The sequence below is a fragment of the Undibacterium sp. FW305-107 genome, from assembly GCF_058788535.1.
This window is the reverse complement of sequence record NZ_JBYTAV010000010.1, coordinates 338786-356285: the sequence shown is the minus strand read 5'-3', so window position 1 is coordinate 356285 and position 17500 is coordinate 338786. Positions and strand designations below refer to the sequence as shown.

Below are 17500 nucleotides of genomic sequence, written 5' to 3'. Positions count from 1 at the left end.
AAGAATGCGGGAACCGGGATTGTGGATACCGCCAGCCTGGCCTTGAATGGCGGCTTTACCGGGCAGTTGTATCAGGTCGATCATACGGCACCAACGACCACAATAACGAATCTGAAGTTCTCCAATGACGACGGCATCAGCGGCACTGATTTCATTACTACCGCGACCCAACAAACCATCAGCGGCACATTAAGTACCGGTTTGCTCACAGGTGAAACAGTACAAGTCTCGCTCGACAATGGTACGAACTGGATCAATGCAACAGCAGCATTGGGTAGTAGTAATTGGACATTACAAAATCAGACTGTCAGTGGCAACAATACCCTTAAGGTCAGAGTCGCCGACCTTGCCGGTAATAGTGGGACTACGCTACAGCAAGGTTATTCCATCCTGAACTATGACAACGACAATACAGGTACCAAACCTTCTGACACGACCATTCCTGTCACCGATCCTGATGTGGATGGTGACGGCATACTGCAAGCCATAGAAGCAGAAGTGCCAAACTGGCTAGGTAGTGGGAAGGGTGACGGCAATGGTGATGGCAAAGCTGACCAGTCACAGAAAGAAGTAGGTTCCTTGCCTTGGAATAATGGCAGTCTGGTTAATACTCACTACGCGACCTTGAGCATCGATCAGTCACTCGCCCTGTCTCAAACGACGACCTCAGCCAGCCCGCTCAATCTGCCAAATGATTTGCAATTGCAATATGGTCTGATCAGCAGTCAGGTCAATGGAGTAGGTATGGGCAAGGACGTCAGTCTGTCCATTTATACCGATAAGCTTGGTTCGGTAAATGGCTACTGGGTACAGGACAAAGCTGGCAACTGGACTAACATCGCCAGCAATATCACAAATGTGGATGGCAAGTTGAAGGTAGACTTCAAGATCACAGATGGTGGCGTGTTTGATGCGGATGGCAAGGTCGATGGCAAGATCAGCTTTAGTGGCGGGCTGGGCTTTAAAACCAGTTCATTGCCAGGTGACAAAGACGGTGATGGTATCCCGGATGCAATCGAAGTTAAAGTCGGTACCAAGCTGGATGTCAAAGACAATGATGTGTTGCACCGCTCTGACTTGTTTGCCATGCAGCTCTACCGTGATGTGCTGTTCCGTGAAGCCGATACGGCAGGGGTACAGTACTGGCAGGGGCAGATAGACAGCGGCAAGATGAGCCGTGCCCAGGTAGCGGCATCCTTCATGGAGTCGGCTGAATTCCAGGGCGGTATCGGTGGTATCACGCGTCTGTACTTTGGTGCCTTCGACCGCTTGCCTGACCGTGAAGGTCTGGCTTACTGGATGCAGGCGCAAAAAGATGGCATGAACCTCTCCAAGATCAGTGCTTCCTTTGTGTCCAGTGCAGAGTTCCAGAAAACCTATGGCGCATTGGATAGCACGGCCTTTGTAGACCGGGTCTATCAGAATGTCTTGCACCGTAGTTCAGATGCAGCAGGCAAGGCTTACTGGCTGGGGCAACTGGGTAATGGTCTGTCTCGTGGCGATATGCTGGCGGGCTTTACCGAGTCGACCGAGTTCAAGGCGAATTCGCACTCCAAAGTATCACTGACGCTGGATTACATCGGTCTATTGGGTCATGCACCGGATCAGGTGACGTTTGATGCATTACTCAGTCAATCGGGTATGGATATGGTCACCCTGATTGGGCAGTTTATTAATTCACCTGAGTACCTGGCGAGATTTATGGCTTGATTTACTGATACCCTACTGCAGCAAAGCATGCTTTTGCTGCAGTAGCTCGCTATCTGCCATTGACTGCCTGATTGCATCAATCAATCCCACAGCTCCTTGTGCTGTTGCCATCTGCAAGGCCTGCTCAAGTGTTTCACTGGCGAGTCCGATATCACCCTCTTGCATGTGACACAAACTGCTCAAACGCAGCAAGTCCGCATGACAGTAATAATCCTCGTATTTGTCAATTTCGTTTAGCGTCTTTGCCAGCAAAGATTTTGCTTCATCCCAGCATTGCAGTTTGATTAGCGTGCTTGCCAAAACCCAACTGGCCGTGGTGGTGCCAGCCCGATAGGCACTGTGCAAATTTTCTGCGGCTTGCAGGGCAGGCATGATGTCTTTGAGTTTGTTGCTATTGGTATGTGCAGAAAGATAAAACAGGCTATTCATGCTTTGCCATAACGGAAATCCAAATTGTGTCCCCAGTTGCACACCCTCTCCTGCCAGCTTGGCAGCTTCATCCATTTGACCAGCAGTCCAGCACATGGCAGTATTGAAAGTCAGCATAAAGCATAAGGCATGGCTTTTTTTGCGCTCCCTGGCCAGCAAGGTACTTTCCGTTGCCAGTTCATGGGCATAGGCATCGCCCAAAAACCATAGGTTCCAGCACAGGAAGGCGCGTATCAGTATCTCAAGATCTTCACCCCAATAGCACTGCCGCTCTTCAAGGCTGAGTGTCTCGGCGATAGACAATCCTTCCTGTTGATAGCGCAATGCCTCTACAAACAGCCCACGCCAGAACAATGAATTACCAAGCGAAAAACAGGCCATCAGGCGCTTGGCTGGCGTATTTGCCAACTCCTCCAGGCGTCGCGCTATACCCAGGCCATCGCTCTTGCCTTGAGAACTTCCTCCCATGTACAAACCACTTAAAGCACGGAACAATGACTCTGTTTCTTCATGATCTGGTGCTGGTAAGTCATTCAAACTATCACAGACAGCCCGGAACTGCTGATGCCCCAACTGGGATCCATACCCCTGACACAACAGGGCGGCATTACCCATGGATAAACGCAGGGAAATTTGCAAATGCGCCAACCCGGACTGTGGCTGCAAGGCGATATCCAGTGCCTTGCCAAAATCATGCAAGGCATCCATGGCGAATTCACTCGCCAATGCTTTCTGGCCGCTGATGGTCCACATGGCGGCTGCCTGTTGAAAGTCATGTGCTTCTTCAAAATGCCGGGCAATTTCTGCACTCGCTATGCCAGGCTCATTGAGCAAATGCTCTGCGACACGCAGATGTGCAGTCCGCCTCTGTTTTTCAGGAAAACTCTGGTACGCTGCATCGGCAATCAAGGCATGTTGAAAGCGATAGTGCCCATGCTGTGCGCCTGCTTGTATCAGGCGATAGCTAATGGCCAGTTGCAGTGGACCAGCTACATCTTCGTCGGGCAACAAACCACTGAGTATACGCGCATTAAAGTTGTTCCCTATGACGGCTGCCATTTGCAAAATATTCTTGTATGGCCCGAGCTTATCCAACTCGCTCTGCAACAATTCCTTAACCGGTATCAGATGATGCTGTCCGTCTTCTGTACGGCTGCGGGTAAGCCTTTCAATAAACAGGGGAACACCACCACAATCATGCGCTATGCGCGTTTGTTCTTGTGCTGACAAAATATGGCGGTGATCACAGGCCGCGACCATTTGCTCCGCAGCAGCAAAGGCAAGCGGGCTCAGTTCAATGACAACGGGCGAGGCACCCGCATGTTCCAGTGGAGCGTCTGGTCTTGTTGTTACCAATAGCAATAGCTGTTGTTGTTCCAGGCTGCCCGCATAACGGGCCAGAAATTCGCGGGTAGCGAAATCTGACCAGTGAAAATCATCAATCAATACAAGGCAAGTCTTTTGCCTGGACAATTGATCAAACAAAGTGCCCAGCGCTGCAAATACCTGGTTCTTGCTATCCGTTTCCACTTGCATGCTCTGGTCAAACAGAGAAATAAGCGCATGGAGCGTCGCTTCTTCTGGCTCATAAGCCGGTACCAGTTCCCGCAAACATGCCCTTATTCTGCGCGGATATTCATCCGCTTTCAAAGGCGACAAGGCAAACAACTCAGCCAGTGCTTGTCGTAAGGCTGCCAAGGATTGATGCTGGTATTCAAGCGTGCAATAAATACGGATGACATGGTTTTCTGCAGTATCGAGCAGGCGGCTCACTTCGGTAGCCAGCCTGGTCTTGCCCATGCCAGCATTGCCGCACAATATCAGCCATTGTGGTTGCGCCTGCTTTGCCAACTGCCAGTGGCGCCATACAGCCTGTAACTCTTCACCGCGCCCCACCAGAGGAAATTCCTGTTGCCCCCCTGTGCTCATGAGTTGCCTTGCCAGCCTGTACTTGATTACGTCATTTGCATAGCGGTCATTTGCCAGCACTTCCGTGGCATCGTTTGTCAGCTTACTACTGATTTGCTCTGCGACCATACGGTCAAACACAATTTCACCCACCGAAGCAGACCAGCACATCTCTTGCACTTTTCTTGGCAATGCTCCAAGAAAGCGCATTTCATCAACAGTACACTGGACATTGCCAGCGCAAATACCAATGCGCAGATGCTGCCGCACTTCATCTGCAAGCATGATTTCTTGTGCAGCGTAAATACTCCTGAGGGCAGCTTGCTCGGGTTCAGTGTGCATACCAAAACTCGCATGAAAACCCTGACCAAATACTTGTTTGCAAGTCCCGCCCCACAGGCTGATTTTATCTTGCGCTGCGCAAAGTAATTGATCCATACGCAAAACCGCGTCTGCCTCATCAGCTCCCGGATGCGGCGAAAGATCAAATTCCACATAGGCAATCGTGAGCCAGCGGATTTCGGTAACAGCCCGGCTAATGGTCGAAACCTGCTTTTCCCCTGTAACTTTCTGGTCAACGACAGTTGACATGGAATCCTGTTGCAATAATCTTCTGGTCGAGGCAGACGCGCGCGTACCAAAGGCAGAAAGTAAATTCTGCTCCAGCGTATTCAACACAAAATTGGCACGCTTGAAATCACCACAGGACAACAACAGGCGTATCAGCTTTGCGGCAGTATTTTCGTTCAAGCTGTCCTGCTCCCATAGCTGATTGGCTATTGCAACAGCAGAGGCGATACGTCCAGTCTTTTCTTGCTCCCGGCAAAGTCTTGCAGCCAAATCACGCCAGCGTTCCCGCAATTGCTTACGCAACTGGTGTATCCAAGCTTGCAGATCAGTACCGACATTGAGTTCCATGCGTTCAAGGAAATCATGATTGAGCTGGCTTAGCCGTGGTTCAAAGCTTTCTGTCAGCCACGAGCAAAACAGACTGCCCGGGTCATCGGCCTGCCATTCATTAAGCAGGCTAGCAATATCCACATGTACTCGCGTATCTGAAAAATAAGCAATACTGTCGCGCCTGCTTTGTATGACCTCCGCACCGATGGACGTATTGATGACTTTGCTGAGGTTGTTGAGTACCTGGCGCAGGTTCGTCAACGCGGAGGCACCGGGCAAGTCAGGCCACAGCAGCTCTGCCAAATGCTCCCTGGCTATCCAGCGACCACTCGCTGTTGCCAGATAGGCCAACAGATAAATGGCTTTTCGATATTTAAGCTTGCCAGCGATGTCCTGACCGTCCAGTTTCAACTGGAAACTACCTAGCAAGGAAATATCAAGTTGAGAGATCGATTGATCTGGCGATGCTGAGGTGTGCATATTCTTTGAAAGTAGATACTTTTCGCTGGCGAACCTGATTGCAGACTGCAAGGGCATGAATAATAAAAACACATATACTTGTAGCCGGATAGCAATATTATAACCGGGTCACCTATTCCTCTCTTTGAATCAGCGCAAGCAAAAGCATAACTTGCATTATTAAAAATAAAAAACCCTCCCTGATAATCAAGGGAAGGTTTTATAAGTGACAAGAAATAAAAGAATCAGCCGCTATTACGCAAACCCGCAGCAATACCGTTGATGGACAAATGTATGCCACGGCGCACGCGCTCGTCTTCATCGCCCTTACGGTAGCGTTCCAGCAATTCTACCTGCACGTGATTCAATGGCGACAGATAAGGGAAGCGGTTGCGTATCGAACGTGCGAGCAAAGGATTTGCTGCCAGCAATTCATCCTGACCGGAGATAGCCTTGAGTATTGCTATCGTTGCTTCATGCTCAGCCTGTATGCGCGGGAAGATGCGGTTACGCAAGGATTCATCCTTGACCAGTTGCGCATAACGACTGGCAATGCCGATATCGCTCTTGGCCAGCACCATCTCCATATTCGACAACACAGTACTGAAAAAAGACCAGTCCTTGAACATCTCCTGCAAAGTTTGCAAACCGGTATCAGGATGTGCCTTCAGATAAGTTTGTACCGCAGAGCCAAAACCAAACCAGCCCGGCAACATCAAGCGGCACTGCGACCAGCTGAATACCCAGGGGATGGCACGCAAATCCTCTATCGCTGTCGATTTTTTACGCGATGCGGGGCGACTGCCTATGTTCAGGCCAGCGATCTCGGAAATGACTGTCGATTCCCAGAAATACTGCTCGAAACCTTCTGTTTCATAAACCAGATTACGGTAAGCTTTAAAGGCATGGTCAGACAATTCTTCCATGACTGATAAAAATTCAGGACGTGGTGCCGGTTCAGTATGTGCCAGCAAACTGGCTTCCATGGTGGCCGCAGCCAATACTTCCAGATTACGCCGTCCTACTTCAGGATTACCATATTTTGCGGTAATCACTTCACCTTGTTCAGTCAAACGGATTTGCCCCTGCACAGCACCAGCAGGTTGCGCCAGAATAGCCTGATAGCTGGGGCCGCCACCGCGACCTACTGAACCACCACGACCATGGAACAGGCGCAAACGCACCTGATGTTTAGCGAATACTTCTATCAGATCAAGCTCGGCCTTGTACAGCTCCCAGCCAGAGGTCAGGAAGCCGCCATCCTTGTTACTGTCTGAGTACCCAAGCATCACTTCTTGCGCATTGCTGCGGCTGGCGAGCAGACGTGCATAAGCAGGTATGCCAAACAGTCTGTCCATGACAGGTGCGCTGTTTTGCAAATCGCCTATGGTTTCAAACAATGGAATGATATTCACATCCACACGCCCTTCAGCAGGATGCAGCAGGCCAGATTCTTTCAAGAGCAAGGCCAGTTCCAGCATGTCAGACACACCATCGGTCTTGGAAATGATGCAGTTAGGCACGGCACCTTTACCATAGCGCTTTTGCGCGGTGCAGGCAGCACGGTAGATTGCCAGCTCAGACTGGGTTTCTTCTGAATAGCTCAGGTAAGGCGAAGCCAGTGGACGGGCCGAACTGATCTCTTTGATCAAGACTTCTATGCGCTGATCTTCATTCAAGTCCAGGTACTTCAATTCAGGATTAGCCGCTTGCAATAACTCATGCACTACACGCTCGTGCACATCTGAATTCTGGCGCAAATCCACAGGTGCCAGATAAAAACCAAAAACCTTGACTGCACGGCGTAAATGACGCAAACGGCCACGCGTGATCGCAGCAGAGCCATGGTCATACAAGGAGTGGTGGACTATATCCAGATCAGCAGCCAGTTCTTCTGCTGTCGCATATGGCTCGGCGATACCGCTAGGGTGGATGACAGGTTCCAGGCCCAGCAATTGTTTGTAGGTTGCTGACAGGCGCGCATACACACCGCTGATGGCCAGACGATAAGGTTCGTCAGAGCGGTGCGGAGAATGATCTGGTGAGCGTTCAGCCAAGGCCAGCAAGTCGTCAGAGACTTTCACCAGCAGGTTCGCCATTGACAGTTGCGAACCCAGGGTATGCAATTCTTCAAGATAGAATTTAAAGGCGCGGGTAGCCTGCATGGCCAGGGTTTTTTCCAGCACAGTGGCTGTGACGAAAGGATTACCGTCACGGTCACCGCCTATCCAGCTACCCATCTTCATGAAGCTGGGCAGTTCTGTCTGCGTCAATGCAGCGTCTTTGCTTGCCAGCAAATCTTCCAGGCCCGCATACAGATGTGGTAATTCACGCAGGAAGGTGTAGTCGTAAAAACTCAGGCCGTTTTCTACTTCATCGAGCACTGATAATTTGGAAGTGCGCAGCATGCGTGTCTGCCATAGGGTTAGCACGGCACGACCCAGGGCTTCATCATTGGCGGCCGATTCTTCCGGCGTCAGTTGCATGCGGTCACGCTCATCCAGCAGGCGGGTAATCACCATCTGACAATTCAGAATACTCTTGCGCTGCACTTCCGTAGGGTGTGCAGTCAATACCGGGAACACTTGAGCAGTCTCAAAAAAGTCCAGCAACTGCTGGCTGTTGTGACCGGTGTTGTACAGGGCTTCTATGGTGTGTGCAAGGCTACCTTGGCGCGGTGCAGAACCTGCGATCAAATGTGCACGGGTGCGGCGTATATGATGCTGGTCTTCTGCCAGGTTCACCAGATGTGAAAAATAACTGAAAGCGCGTATGACTTGCGTGGTCTGGTCATTGGTCAGCGTATCCAGCGTGGTTTCCAGCTCGGCACGTGCCGCTTCATCGGCATCACGGCGAAAGCGTATGGAATTCTGACGTACCTGTTCGATGAGGTCGAATACTTCATCACCATGCTGGTTTCTTACCGTATCGCCTAATATGCGGCCCAGCCTGCGTATGTCTTCACGCAGGCTCTGGTCTTTGTCGTCGCTGATATCGTTCATTTTTAATTGCGGGTGTAGGTGGGCGTTCATGCTGACAAATTCTACGGTAAGGATAAAAACAGATCGATGAAAATTCTTGTGCGTCTGGCTGCAGCAATATATTTACAGCGTCAAAGACGCAACTTCGTAGAGTAAGCAGCTGCCTTGACAGCATGCTTACACCACAATTTGCGACTTGATATATCAAACTGGCTGAGGCTAAGTTACAACAACTTGGTTTGAATAAGTGAGCTAAGCAGCTTTTTTCAATTTATGACTGCGACCAACTGCCATTAACAAACCCTTGGTTGAGCTGTCGTAATCTTCTTTGACTGCACTCGGATCAAGGCTGATCAATTGCTGCGCCAGTGATTTACCCAGCTCTACACCCCATTGATCAAAGGCATTGATATCCCAGATCACGGATTGCACAAAGACCTTGTGCTCATATAGTGCAATCAATGCGCCCAAAGAACGTGGCGTCAGAGAATCCAGCAAGACGGTTGAGGTCGGGCGATTGCCTTCAAACACACGGGGTGCCAGTACCTTCTCTGGCAAATCACCAAGTTCAGCGCGTACTTCTGCCATGCTCTTACCCCAGGCCATGGCCTTGGATTGCGCAAAGCAATTTGCCAGCAATGCCTGATTGTGACCGGGCAAACCTGCATCATCATCAGCCACTACGATAAAGTCGGTAGGGATAATTGTTGCACCCTGATGCAATAACTGGAAGTAAGCATGCTGACCATTGGTACCTGCTTCACCAAACAAAATAGGCGAAGTGGTGTAATCAACCCGCTGGCCTTCACGCGTGACGGACTTGCCATTGCTTTCCATTTCCAGTTGCTGCAAATAGGCAGGCAAGCGCGTCATGCGCTGGTGATAAGGTGCAATCGACAGGGCTTGCAAACCAAGGAAATTGATATTCCACACACCTATCAAGGCCATCAACACGGGCAGATTTTGTTCCAGCGGTGCCTGGGCAAAATGCAGATCCATTTCATGCGCACCAGCCAGCATTTCTTCAAAGCGGTCAGCGCCTACATACAGGGCAATCGACAAGCCGATGGCACTCCACATCGAATAACGGCCACCAGCCCAGTTCCAGAATGGGAATACATTTTCAGGCGCAATACCAAAATCAGCAGCAGCTTTTACATTCGTACTGAGTGCCACGAAATGCTGGCGTATCTGATCGACCGGGCAGCCGTGCGACAACATCCATTCGCGCGCAGTGCGGGCATTGGTCAAAGTCTCCATGGTCGAGAAAGTCTTGGATGCCACCACGAACAAGGTGGTTTCAGGATCAGCATTGGCCAGTGCATCAGCCACATGGCGGCCATCGACATTGGAGACGAAATGCAGGGACAGGTTTTTTTGCGACCAAGGAGCCAAAGCGATGCAAGCCATTTGCGGGCCAAGGTCAGAACCACCTATGCCGATATTGACGATAGTGCGTATGGCTTTGCCGGTATATCCCTGCCACCGCCCTTCCCTGACTGCATCGCTGAACGTCCGCATTTGCGCCAGCACCTGATGCACATCGGCAGCAATGTTCTCACCATTCAGATCAAAGGACTCGCCTTTCGGCAAGCGCAGTACGGTGTGCAAGACAGCGCGGTTTTCCGTCTGGTTGATCGCTTCACCGCGTAACATCGCGTCGCGGCGTGACTCTACATCCTGCTGCCTGGCCAGCGCCAACAAATTCAGCTTTGCTGTCGTGTCTATGCGCTGCTTGGAGTAATCAAGCATGATGCCGCAGGCAGACGCTGAAAAATGCGCAAAGCGCTGTGGATCAGCACGAAACAAATCTTTCAGGTTGGGCATGTTGGTGGCACGTTGCTGCAACAAACCCCAGATAGGAGTACGCGATACGGAAGTGACCATAATCTTGCTTATAGACGAAAAGTGATTAGTGAGAGTGCTAAAAATATTATTCCAACCTGTATTTACTTCTTGCCTGCTGCGGCCGCAGCTGCCGCCAGTGCACCAATCGCCTCCCAGTCGCCTACATTGATGAGCGAGGCTGGACACATCCACGAACCACCCACGCACAGGATGTTTGATTGTTGCAATAGTGCTGGAGTCGCCTCCACCGTGACACCACCAGTCAGGCAGAATTTCACGTCTGGGAAAGGGCCGCCCAGCGCCTTTGCCATCTTGGTGGCACCGACGATATCGGAAGGGAAAAGTTTGACTACATTGAAACCATGTTCCAGTGCCAGCATCAGGTCACTGGCACCGCCAACGCCAGGAAAATAAGGCAGGCCAGAATCAGCGGCGGCTTTGGCAAGCACGGGTGTGATGCCAGGGCTGATACCAAACGCTGCGCCTGTCTCTTTGACTGCATCCAGCTGCGCCTGCGTCAGGATCGTACCGGCACCCACAGTCACTGTCGGGCAAGCCTTGACGACTTCACGCAAGACTGTCATGGCATTTGGTGTACGCAAGGTGATTTCCACCGCTGGCAAGCCATTTTCTGCCAGCGTAGTGACGCAGCGTATAGCCTGATCGACATCATCAGTAACGAGGATAGGCAATACGCGTATTTGTTCCAGTTGGGCGACGATGTTTCGCTTGCTCATACTGATATTCATGCTCATGATGGGTTTCGCTTTTAGAAAATTAATCAATGAAAAGAGTGGACGCGCCATGCTCAGGCGCAGTCACTACTCGACGCTGTGCGGCAAACAAGTCACGACCATAGCCAAAAGTGATTTCCTTGCTGAGCTCACGCACGGCGCGTTGTGACCATGTATCAGCATCCACCAGGGCACGCAATTCGCCAGTATGGACATTGAGCTCAACCACATCACCATCACGCACTTTACCCAGTGGGCCGCCTTGTGCCACTTCCGGGCTGACATGCAGAGCCGCAGGTACTTTTCCGGATGCACCCGACATGCGGCCATCCGTCACCAACGCAACTTTATAACCAGCCGACATCAGGCTGCCCAGCACAGGGGTGAACTGATGTAGCTCAGGCATGCCATTCGCTTGCGGGCCCTGGAAGATGACGACGGCGACGAAGTCCATATTCAATTCGCCTGCTTTATACGCCTTGACGAGGGCATCCTGCGATTCAAATACTTTGGCCGGTGCCTTGATGATCCATGCATCTTCAGGCACGGCAGAGGCCTTGACGATGGCACGACCCAGGTTGCCATGCAATAAGCGCAGGCCGCCGGTAGGTGCGAAAGGATCAGCCACATTACGTACTACCGTAGTGTCGGTCGACTCTGCTGGCAATGCTTCCCATTTGACCTTGCCATCTTCAGCCAATACCGGGCGGCTGGTGTGTGAGTTCAAACCATCATTGCCATACACTGTCATGACATCTGCATGCATGAGCCCGGCAGACAAGAGCTCACGTATCACGAATACCGGGCCACCTGCATCTTCAAAGGCATTGACGTCAGCAGTACCGTTAGGATAAACACGTGTCAGCAAAGGGATGACGGATGACAGCTCGTCAAAGTCTTGCCAGTCGATGATGATGCCAGCCGCTCGGGCTACGGCAATCCAGTGGATAGTGTGGTTGGTGGAACCACCCGTCGCCAGCAAGGCGATGACGGCATTGACGATGGTTTTTTCATTGACCAACTGACCTATGGGTTTGTAATTGCCACTTTGCTCGGTCAATTGCAGGACGCGCTCTACTGCCGCATCTGTCAGCACACTGCGCAAAGGGTCGCCAGGATGGACAAAGGCAGCACCAGGCAAATGCAGGCCCATGGCTTCCAGCAGCATCTGATTGCTGTTGGCTGTGCCATAGAATGTACAGGTACCTGCGCTATGGTAGGCAGCGCTTTCTGCTGCGAGCAATTCTTCCTTGGTCGCCTTGCCCTGTGCATAGCGTTCACGCACTGCAGCTTTTTCTTTATTTGACAAGCCAGAACCCATGGGGCCTGCTGGTATGAAGATAGTAGGCAGGTGGCCAAAGGCCAGCGCACCTATCAGCAGGCCAGGCACGATCTTGTCGCAAATACCGAGGCAGAGCGTCGCATCAAAAGCATCATGAGTCAGCGCCACGGCGGTCGCCTGGGCAATCACATCACGTGAGAACAGCGAGAGCTCCATACCGGGGCGGCCCTGTGTCACGCCATCACACATGGCAGGCACGGCACCAGCTACCTGGGCAGTACCGCCAAAGCGCAGAGCAGTCTGACGTATTTGCGCCGGATAATGTTCATAGGGCTGATGTGCCGACAACATATCGTTGTAGGCAGTAACGATGCCGATATTTGGTTTTTGCGCCTGGTTGAGCCAGATCTTGGTGCCGCTGTCCATGGCCGCATTGGCATGCGCCTGATTAGCACAGGACAGACTGGCACGACGCGGGCCGCGACCACGCATTTGCTCCAGATGGGAAAGATAAGTACTGCGCAAGGTTTTGCTGCGCTCGGTAATGCGCTGTGTGACCTTGTCGATAACAGGGTGCAACGCAGTGGATGGGGATGTCGTCATATAAACACCTGTAACCCTTTGGGGCGAAAATAAGAAAGCTGTAGCAATACTGAATCAATGCCAGTAAAGATAGCATAAATCCCCTCTTTTCTGTAACAAACTTTCAGTATTTTGGTATTTAGCTGTTTTTTTTGGCAAAAACTTCAAATTTATCGTAATGAAACTACATTTCTGAATATTTTCTGGCATAATCAAGATAAATCACTATCATCAATGTAGTACATCTTTTGCAATGCACGAGAAAGCAATGCAAAAAAAATAGCAAGCTCACGTAGCACCCCGCAACACAGAACATACGGGAACATACACCTGCCGTCTGTGTTGCGCCCAACATAACAATCGACACAACACGGAGTCAGCATGACCACATTTGTCTTATTTGGCGGCACTGGCGATCTTGCCAAGCGCAAGATCATCCCTGCTTTGTATAGCGCATTTGTGAATGGCAGGCTGGATAAGGATTTCAAATTCATCGGTGCAGCACGCGAAAAACTGACGGATGAAGAATTCCGTGTGCGTGTCGCTACCGCCATAGCATCTTATGCGTCTGATGTAGATGGGGCGACAGAGGAAAAACGCGCAGCCTTTTTGGCGACCACGCATTATTCAAAAATCGACGCACGCATTCCTGAAGATTTTGCTGCGCTCAAAGACAGCCTGCAAACCAGCGAAACCAATGCCACCCTGTTTTACCTGGCGACTGGCCCGGATATCTTTATCCCCGTGGTCGAGCAATTATCGAAGCACGGCCTGGTTGAAGGCAATGCCCGTGTGGTGGTAGAAAAACCGCTGGGCCGTGATGCACAGTCTGCCAAAGAAATCAATCAGTCCCTGCGTTCTTACCTGAACGAAAACCAGATTTACCGTATTGATCATTACCTCGGTAAAGAGATGGTGCAAAATCTGCTGGCACTGCGCTTTGCTAATTCCTTCCTTGAGCCTTTGTGGAACCGCAAATGGATACAGGATGTGCAAATTTCCATCTCTGAACAAGTTGGCGTAGAGTCACGTGGTGATTTCTATGACCACACTGGCGCCCTGCGTGATATGGTGCAAAACCATTTACTACAACTGGTCTCCATCGTCGCCATGGAACCACCGGTGAATGCCAACCCGGATGCGATACGTGACGAGAAAGTCAAAGTCTTGCGCGCCCTGCACAAGTTCACGCCGGATGAAGTCAGCAAGAAAACCGTACGCGGCCAATACCGTGCCGGTGCCGTTGATGGCAAACCGGTTATCGCTTACCAGAATGAACCTGGTGTGCCGCCGTCTTCACGCACAGAAACCTTTGTTGCCATCCGCGCAGAGATAGATAACTGGCGCTGGGCTGGTGTGCCTTTCTACCTGCGTACAGGCAAGCGCATGGCGAGCCGCAGTGCAGAGATCACGATCAATTTCAAACCTATCCCGTATTCTATTTTCGGTAAATCGCAAGGACCTTTGCGTTCTAACCGACTGGTAATTTCCCTGCAGCCAGAAGAAAGCGTGCAGCTGTATATGAAGGCCAAGGAACCGGGCGAAGGCATACGTCTGTCTGACGTTGCCCTGAACCTGGATTTTGCTGAAGTATCCAATTCACGCCGCGTCGAATCCTACGAGCGCCTCTTGCTTGATGCCATGCACGGTGACCTGACCCTGTTCGTGCGCGATGACGAACTGAGCGCAGCATGGGCCTGGATAGACCCTATCATGAGCGCCTGGCAAAACGACAGTGAAGGTCTCAAGTCATATATCGCTGGCAGTTGGGGTCCCTCTGCCGCCAGTTACTTGCTGGCACAGCATGGGGCAGCCTGGGGTGAAGAATTCGTTGAAAGCTAAGCGATAAAATGACCATGAAATACCATACATTTGAAAACTTCACGGCACTGACCGAAGCCCTGAGCCAGCAATGGCTGGATGTTATCCAGACCACACCAGACGGCAGCAGCTTTGCCCTGGCCGGCGGTTCTACGCCTGCGCCTGTGTACCAGCGCCTGGATCAGTTGCTGTCGAATATAGATGCGCATAATCCCATCAAGCTCGTCGCCACTGATGAACGCTGGGTGCCGGACCAGGACGCGCAGAGCAATGAAGGCCTGTTCCGCCGCTGCCTGTCTGGCTCTGCTGCAGACAAGCGCTGGCAGCTGGTGTCCCTGAAAAATGCATCGAGCACGCCAGAAGTAGCGACAGAAGCCATCAACGTGCGTCTGAATGAGCAATTGCCGCAAGCCTTCAGTGCCGTCTTGCTAGGTATGGGTGCGGATGGGCATATTGCCTCCCTCTTCCCTGGCGCGCCTACCCAGCATGATGACCTGGCCTGCCTGGCGGCTGTACATCCGCAAACCCGCCAGAGCCGCATGTCACTGTCCTTGCCGCGGCTGCTCAATACCAAGCGCATCTGGCTGGTGATCACTGGTGCAGAAAAACGTCAGGTATTGGAACAGGCGATAGAAAATAATCTGCCGGTTGCGTCCCTGCTGCGTGAAGCAGGCTGTACCATAGATGTTTTCTGGTGTCCGTAAAACTCATGTATATGGCCAATCCGTTTTCTGACAATAAACCCAACACGCCTCCTGAAAAAGGCTTGCTGGCACGCATACGTACTGCCAGCACAGCCTTGAGCCGTGCCGAGCGCCAGGTAGCAGAATTTTTGCTGCAAAAGCCGCATGATGCGCTGGAGATGTCGATACGGGTTTTGGCCCAGGCTTGTGATGTCAGCGAACCCACGGTGGCCCGCTTTGCCCAGAGCATGGGCTTTGATGGTTTCAAGACCTTCAAGCTGGCGTTTGCCAAGAGCCTCGCCACCGGCATCCCTTTCCTGCATCTGGATGTGAACCAGGCTGACCATGTACGCGATGTCTTGCCCAAGGTATTTGACCGTACTATCGCCGCCCTGATGGAGGCACGGAATAATGCCAATACGGCGACCTTTGAAGCGGCAGTCAGCCTGCTGGCGCGGGCACGCCGCATAGAATGTTATGGCCTGGGTTATTCCGGTGCACTGGCTATTGATGCGCAGTTGAAATTTTTCCGTTTTGGCATACCAACCACGGTATTTTGCGATGCCCACTTGCAGGCACAATCGGCCACTTTATTGAACAGCGATTGTGTCGTCGTCGCATTTTCACGCACAGGCCGTACCCGCGACCTGATCGACAGCGTACAACTGGCGAAGCAGGCTGGTGCCAAGATACTGGTGTTGTGTGCCAGCGGCGGCCCGCTGGCAGAACTGGCCGATGTGCATATCGGCGTGGACGTGGAAGAAGACCCGGACATCTATACGCCCATGACTTCACGCCTTGCGCATCTGACTTATATCGATGCACTGGCAGTGGCTGTCACCCTGCTGCGTGGCCCTGCGGCCATCGACATGCTGGAAAGAGCCAAAGCCAGTATCAGTGAAAAACGGCTGGTGCCCAAGATTAGCTGAAGATAAGCTGAAGCAAAGAAAATCAAATCGGCTGGATTGCGACGACTACTCTTGCACGTCGCTTTCTCATCCAGATAATCACGCCGGTGACGCTCAGCATGGCCACCACCAGGCCCAGCAATGAAATCATGATACGCCCGGTCAAGCCGAGTATGCGGCCTGAATGCAAAGGGAATTGCGCCTGCAGGAAAATATCGCCAGCAGATCCGGTACCGGGAATTTTTCCTCCCAGCGCACTGCCATCCTTGCCATCAAAATACAACCAGGCATTACCAAGGCCGACATCTCCATGATCATTGCCAGGTTCAAAAAATCCCACACCATACACACCAAATGCGGGTGAATAAAATATGCCGCCAGCAGGCAAAGTCCAGCCGCGTTTTTGCGCTTCCTGTTTCGCCAATTCAGTAACCTGCTCACGGCTGATGACAGGTATCAGAGGCTTGTCCGGGGCTTGCGGCACGCGGCTGGCAAATACGTCAGCACTCAGCGGTGAAAATAATGAAACCACGGGGCGTACCACCTGGGCATTCAAGTTCATTGATACCGAAGTAATCGCCAGCAGCAGCATGAACAGCCATAACCAGACACCACTGGAACGGTGCAAGTCAAAATTAAGTTTATGCCCACCCTGACGCCAGCGAAAAGCGAAGGACTTTCGCCAGCTACGCCAGTTAGGGAAAGACAGCCATAGCGCGATAAAGCAATCAAGCGCCCACACTATGCCTATGATGCCCATGAACAGAATCCCCAGCTCTATACCAGACACCTCGGGTATATGCATGGTGTAATGCAGCTTGTATAAAAACGGCAACAGGTTTTCACGGCTCAGGGATATCTCACCCCATTGTCGCTTTCCCTGTACATCACCAGTAACAGGGTCGACTGCAATCTGGTTAAAGCCCAGCGGATAAGCCTTGCCGGTTGCCGGATCAATCCTGCCCTCTACCGACATCTGGCTGGTATGCCCTGGCTCTGCCTCGTTAAGTACATAGGTCACCCAGATACGGGGGTCGCGTGCTTCCACCCTGTTGGCCAGTTCCAGTCCTGACATGGCTTTGCCAGCCCTGCCTTGCGACTGGCTGTGCGCCTGGAACAAATGCGGATTGAGCAAGGCATCAAGCTCATGGTCCCAGGAGATGAAAGCACCCGTCAGGCCAGAGATGAACAGAAATACCGCCACCGCCAGCCCAAACCAGCGGTGCAGCAAAACAAAGACAGGACGCATCAGCAT

The 17500-nt window shown here is 51.8% G+C and carries 10 protein-coding genes; 4 read left to right on the top strand and 6 right to left on the bottom strand.

Going from position 1 to position 17500, the window contains the following annotated elements; all coding sequences use genetic code 11:
* Window positions 1–1710 (top strand): DUF4214 domain-containing protein (locus tag AC3WQT_RS22730; protein ID WP_492707348.1); only part of this gene is annotated, 1710 nt, incomplete at its 5' end.
* Window positions 1711–1722: 12 nt separating this feature from the next.
* Here AC3WQT_RS22730 and AC3WQT_RS22725 read toward each other — a convergent pair.
* From AC3WQT_RS22725 to edd, 5 genes are all read right to left on the bottom strand, one after another.
* Window positions 1723–5427 (bottom strand): ATP-binding protein, encoded by a 3705-nt coding sequence (locus AC3WQT_RS22725; RefSeq protein WP_492707346.1) that lies wholly within the window; start codon window positions 5425–5427, stop codon window positions 1723–1725.
* A 224-nt stretch (window positions 5428–5651) separates the two neighbouring features.
* A complete protein-coding gene (ppc, locus tag AC3WQT_RS22720; RefSeq protein ID WP_492707344.1) occupies window positions 5652–8438 on the bottom strand; it encodes a phosphoenolpyruvate carboxylase in 2787 nt (928 codons plus the stop codon).
* A 201-nt stretch (window positions 8439–8639) separates the two neighbouring features.
* Window positions 8640–10274 (bottom strand): glucose-6-phosphate isomerase, encoded by a 1635-nt coding sequence (gene pgi, locus AC3WQT_RS22715; protein ID WP_492707342.1) that lies wholly within the window; start codon window positions 10272–10274, stop codon window positions 8640–8642.
* 62 nt (window positions 10275–10336) lie between these two features.
* Window positions 10337–10972 carry a bifunctional 4-hydroxy-2-oxoglutarate aldolase/2-dehydro-3-deoxy-phosphogluconate aldolase gene (gene eda, locus AC3WQT_RS22710; protein WP_492707341.1) on the bottom strand — a complete coding sequence of 212 codons (636 nt, stop codon included), beginning with the start codon at window positions 10970–10972 and terminating at the stop codon, window positions 10337–10339.
* A gap of 40 nt (window positions 10973–11012) precedes the next feature.
* Window positions 11013–12854, bottom strand: coding sequence for a phosphogluconate dehydratase (edd, locus tag AC3WQT_RS22705; protein WP_492707339.1), 1842 nt, complete (start codon window positions 12852–12854; stop codon window positions 11013–11015).
* A gap of 360 nt (window positions 12855–13214) precedes the next feature.
* Here edd and zwf point away from each other — a divergent pair, with 360 nt between their 5' ends.
* From zwf to AC3WQT_RS22690, 3 genes are read left to right on the top strand one after another with little or no spacing between them, the layout of a single operon-like run.
* Complete coding sequence (zwf, locus tag AC3WQT_RS22700) at window positions 13215–14675, top strand: glucose-6-phosphate dehydrogenase (protein WP_492707337.1); 1461 nt, start codon at window positions 13215–13217, stop codon at window positions 14673–14675.
* Window positions 14676–14689: 14 nt separating this feature from the next.
* On the top strand, window positions 14690–15358 hold the full coding sequence (gene pgl / locus AC3WQT_RS22695; protein WP_492707335.1) for a 6-phosphogluconolactonase: 669 nt from the start codon (window positions 14690–14692) through the stop codon (window positions 15356–15358).
* On the top strand, window positions 15349–16266 hold the full coding sequence (locus AC3WQT_RS22690) for an SIS domain-containing protein (protein ID WP_492707333.1): 918 nt from the start codon (window positions 15349–15351) through the stop codon (window positions 16264–16266). Before pgl ends, AC3WQT_RS22690 begins: the two co-directional genes overlap by 10 nt.
* Before the next feature lie 22 nt (window positions 16267–16288).
* Here AC3WQT_RS22690 and AC3WQT_RS22685 read toward each other — a convergent pair whose 3' ends face one another.
* Window positions 16289–17494 carry a PepSY-associated TM helix domain-containing protein gene (locus tag AC3WQT_RS22685; protein WP_492707358.1) on the bottom strand — a complete coding sequence of 402 codons (1206 nt, stop codon included), beginning with the start codon at window positions 17492–17494 and terminating at the stop codon, window positions 16289–16291.
* Between the last annotated feature and the right edge of the window lie 6 nt (window positions 17495–17500).

What these genes read in the sequence shown, in the direction of transcription:
- pgi (WP_492707342.1), bottom strand. Translation starts at nt 10,274, where the DNA reads ATGGTCACTTCCGTATCGCGTACTCCTATCTGGGGTTTGTTGCAGCAA.
- AC3WQT_RS22685 (WP_492707358.1), bottom strand. Translation starts at nt 17,494, where the DNA reads ATGCGTCCTGTCTTTGTTTTGCTGCACCGCTGGTTTGGGCTGGCGGTG.
- AC3WQT_RS22725 (WP_492707346.1), bottom strand. Translation starts at nt 5,427, where the DNA reads ATGCACACCTCAGCATCGCCAGATCAATCGATCTCTCAACTTGATATT.
- zwf (WP_492707337.1), top strand. Translation starts at nt 13,215, where the DNA reads ATGACCACATTTGTCTTATTTGGCGGCACTGGCGATCTTGCCAAGCGC.
- pgl (WP_492707335.1), top strand. Translation starts at nt 14,690, where the DNA reads ATGAAATACCATACATTTGAAAACTTCACGGCACTGACCGAAGCCCTG.
- eda (WP_492707341.1), bottom strand. Translation starts at nt 10,972, where the DNA reads ATGAGCAAGCGAAACATCGTCGCCCAACTGGAACAAATACGCGTATTG.
- edd (WP_492707339.1), bottom strand. Translation starts at nt 12,854, where the DNA reads ATGACGACATCCCCATCCACTGCGTTGCACCCTGTTATCGACAAGGTC.
- ppc (WP_492707344.1), bottom strand. Translation starts at nt 8,438, where the DNA reads ATGAACGCCCACCTACACCCGCAATTAAAAATGAACGATATCAGCGAC.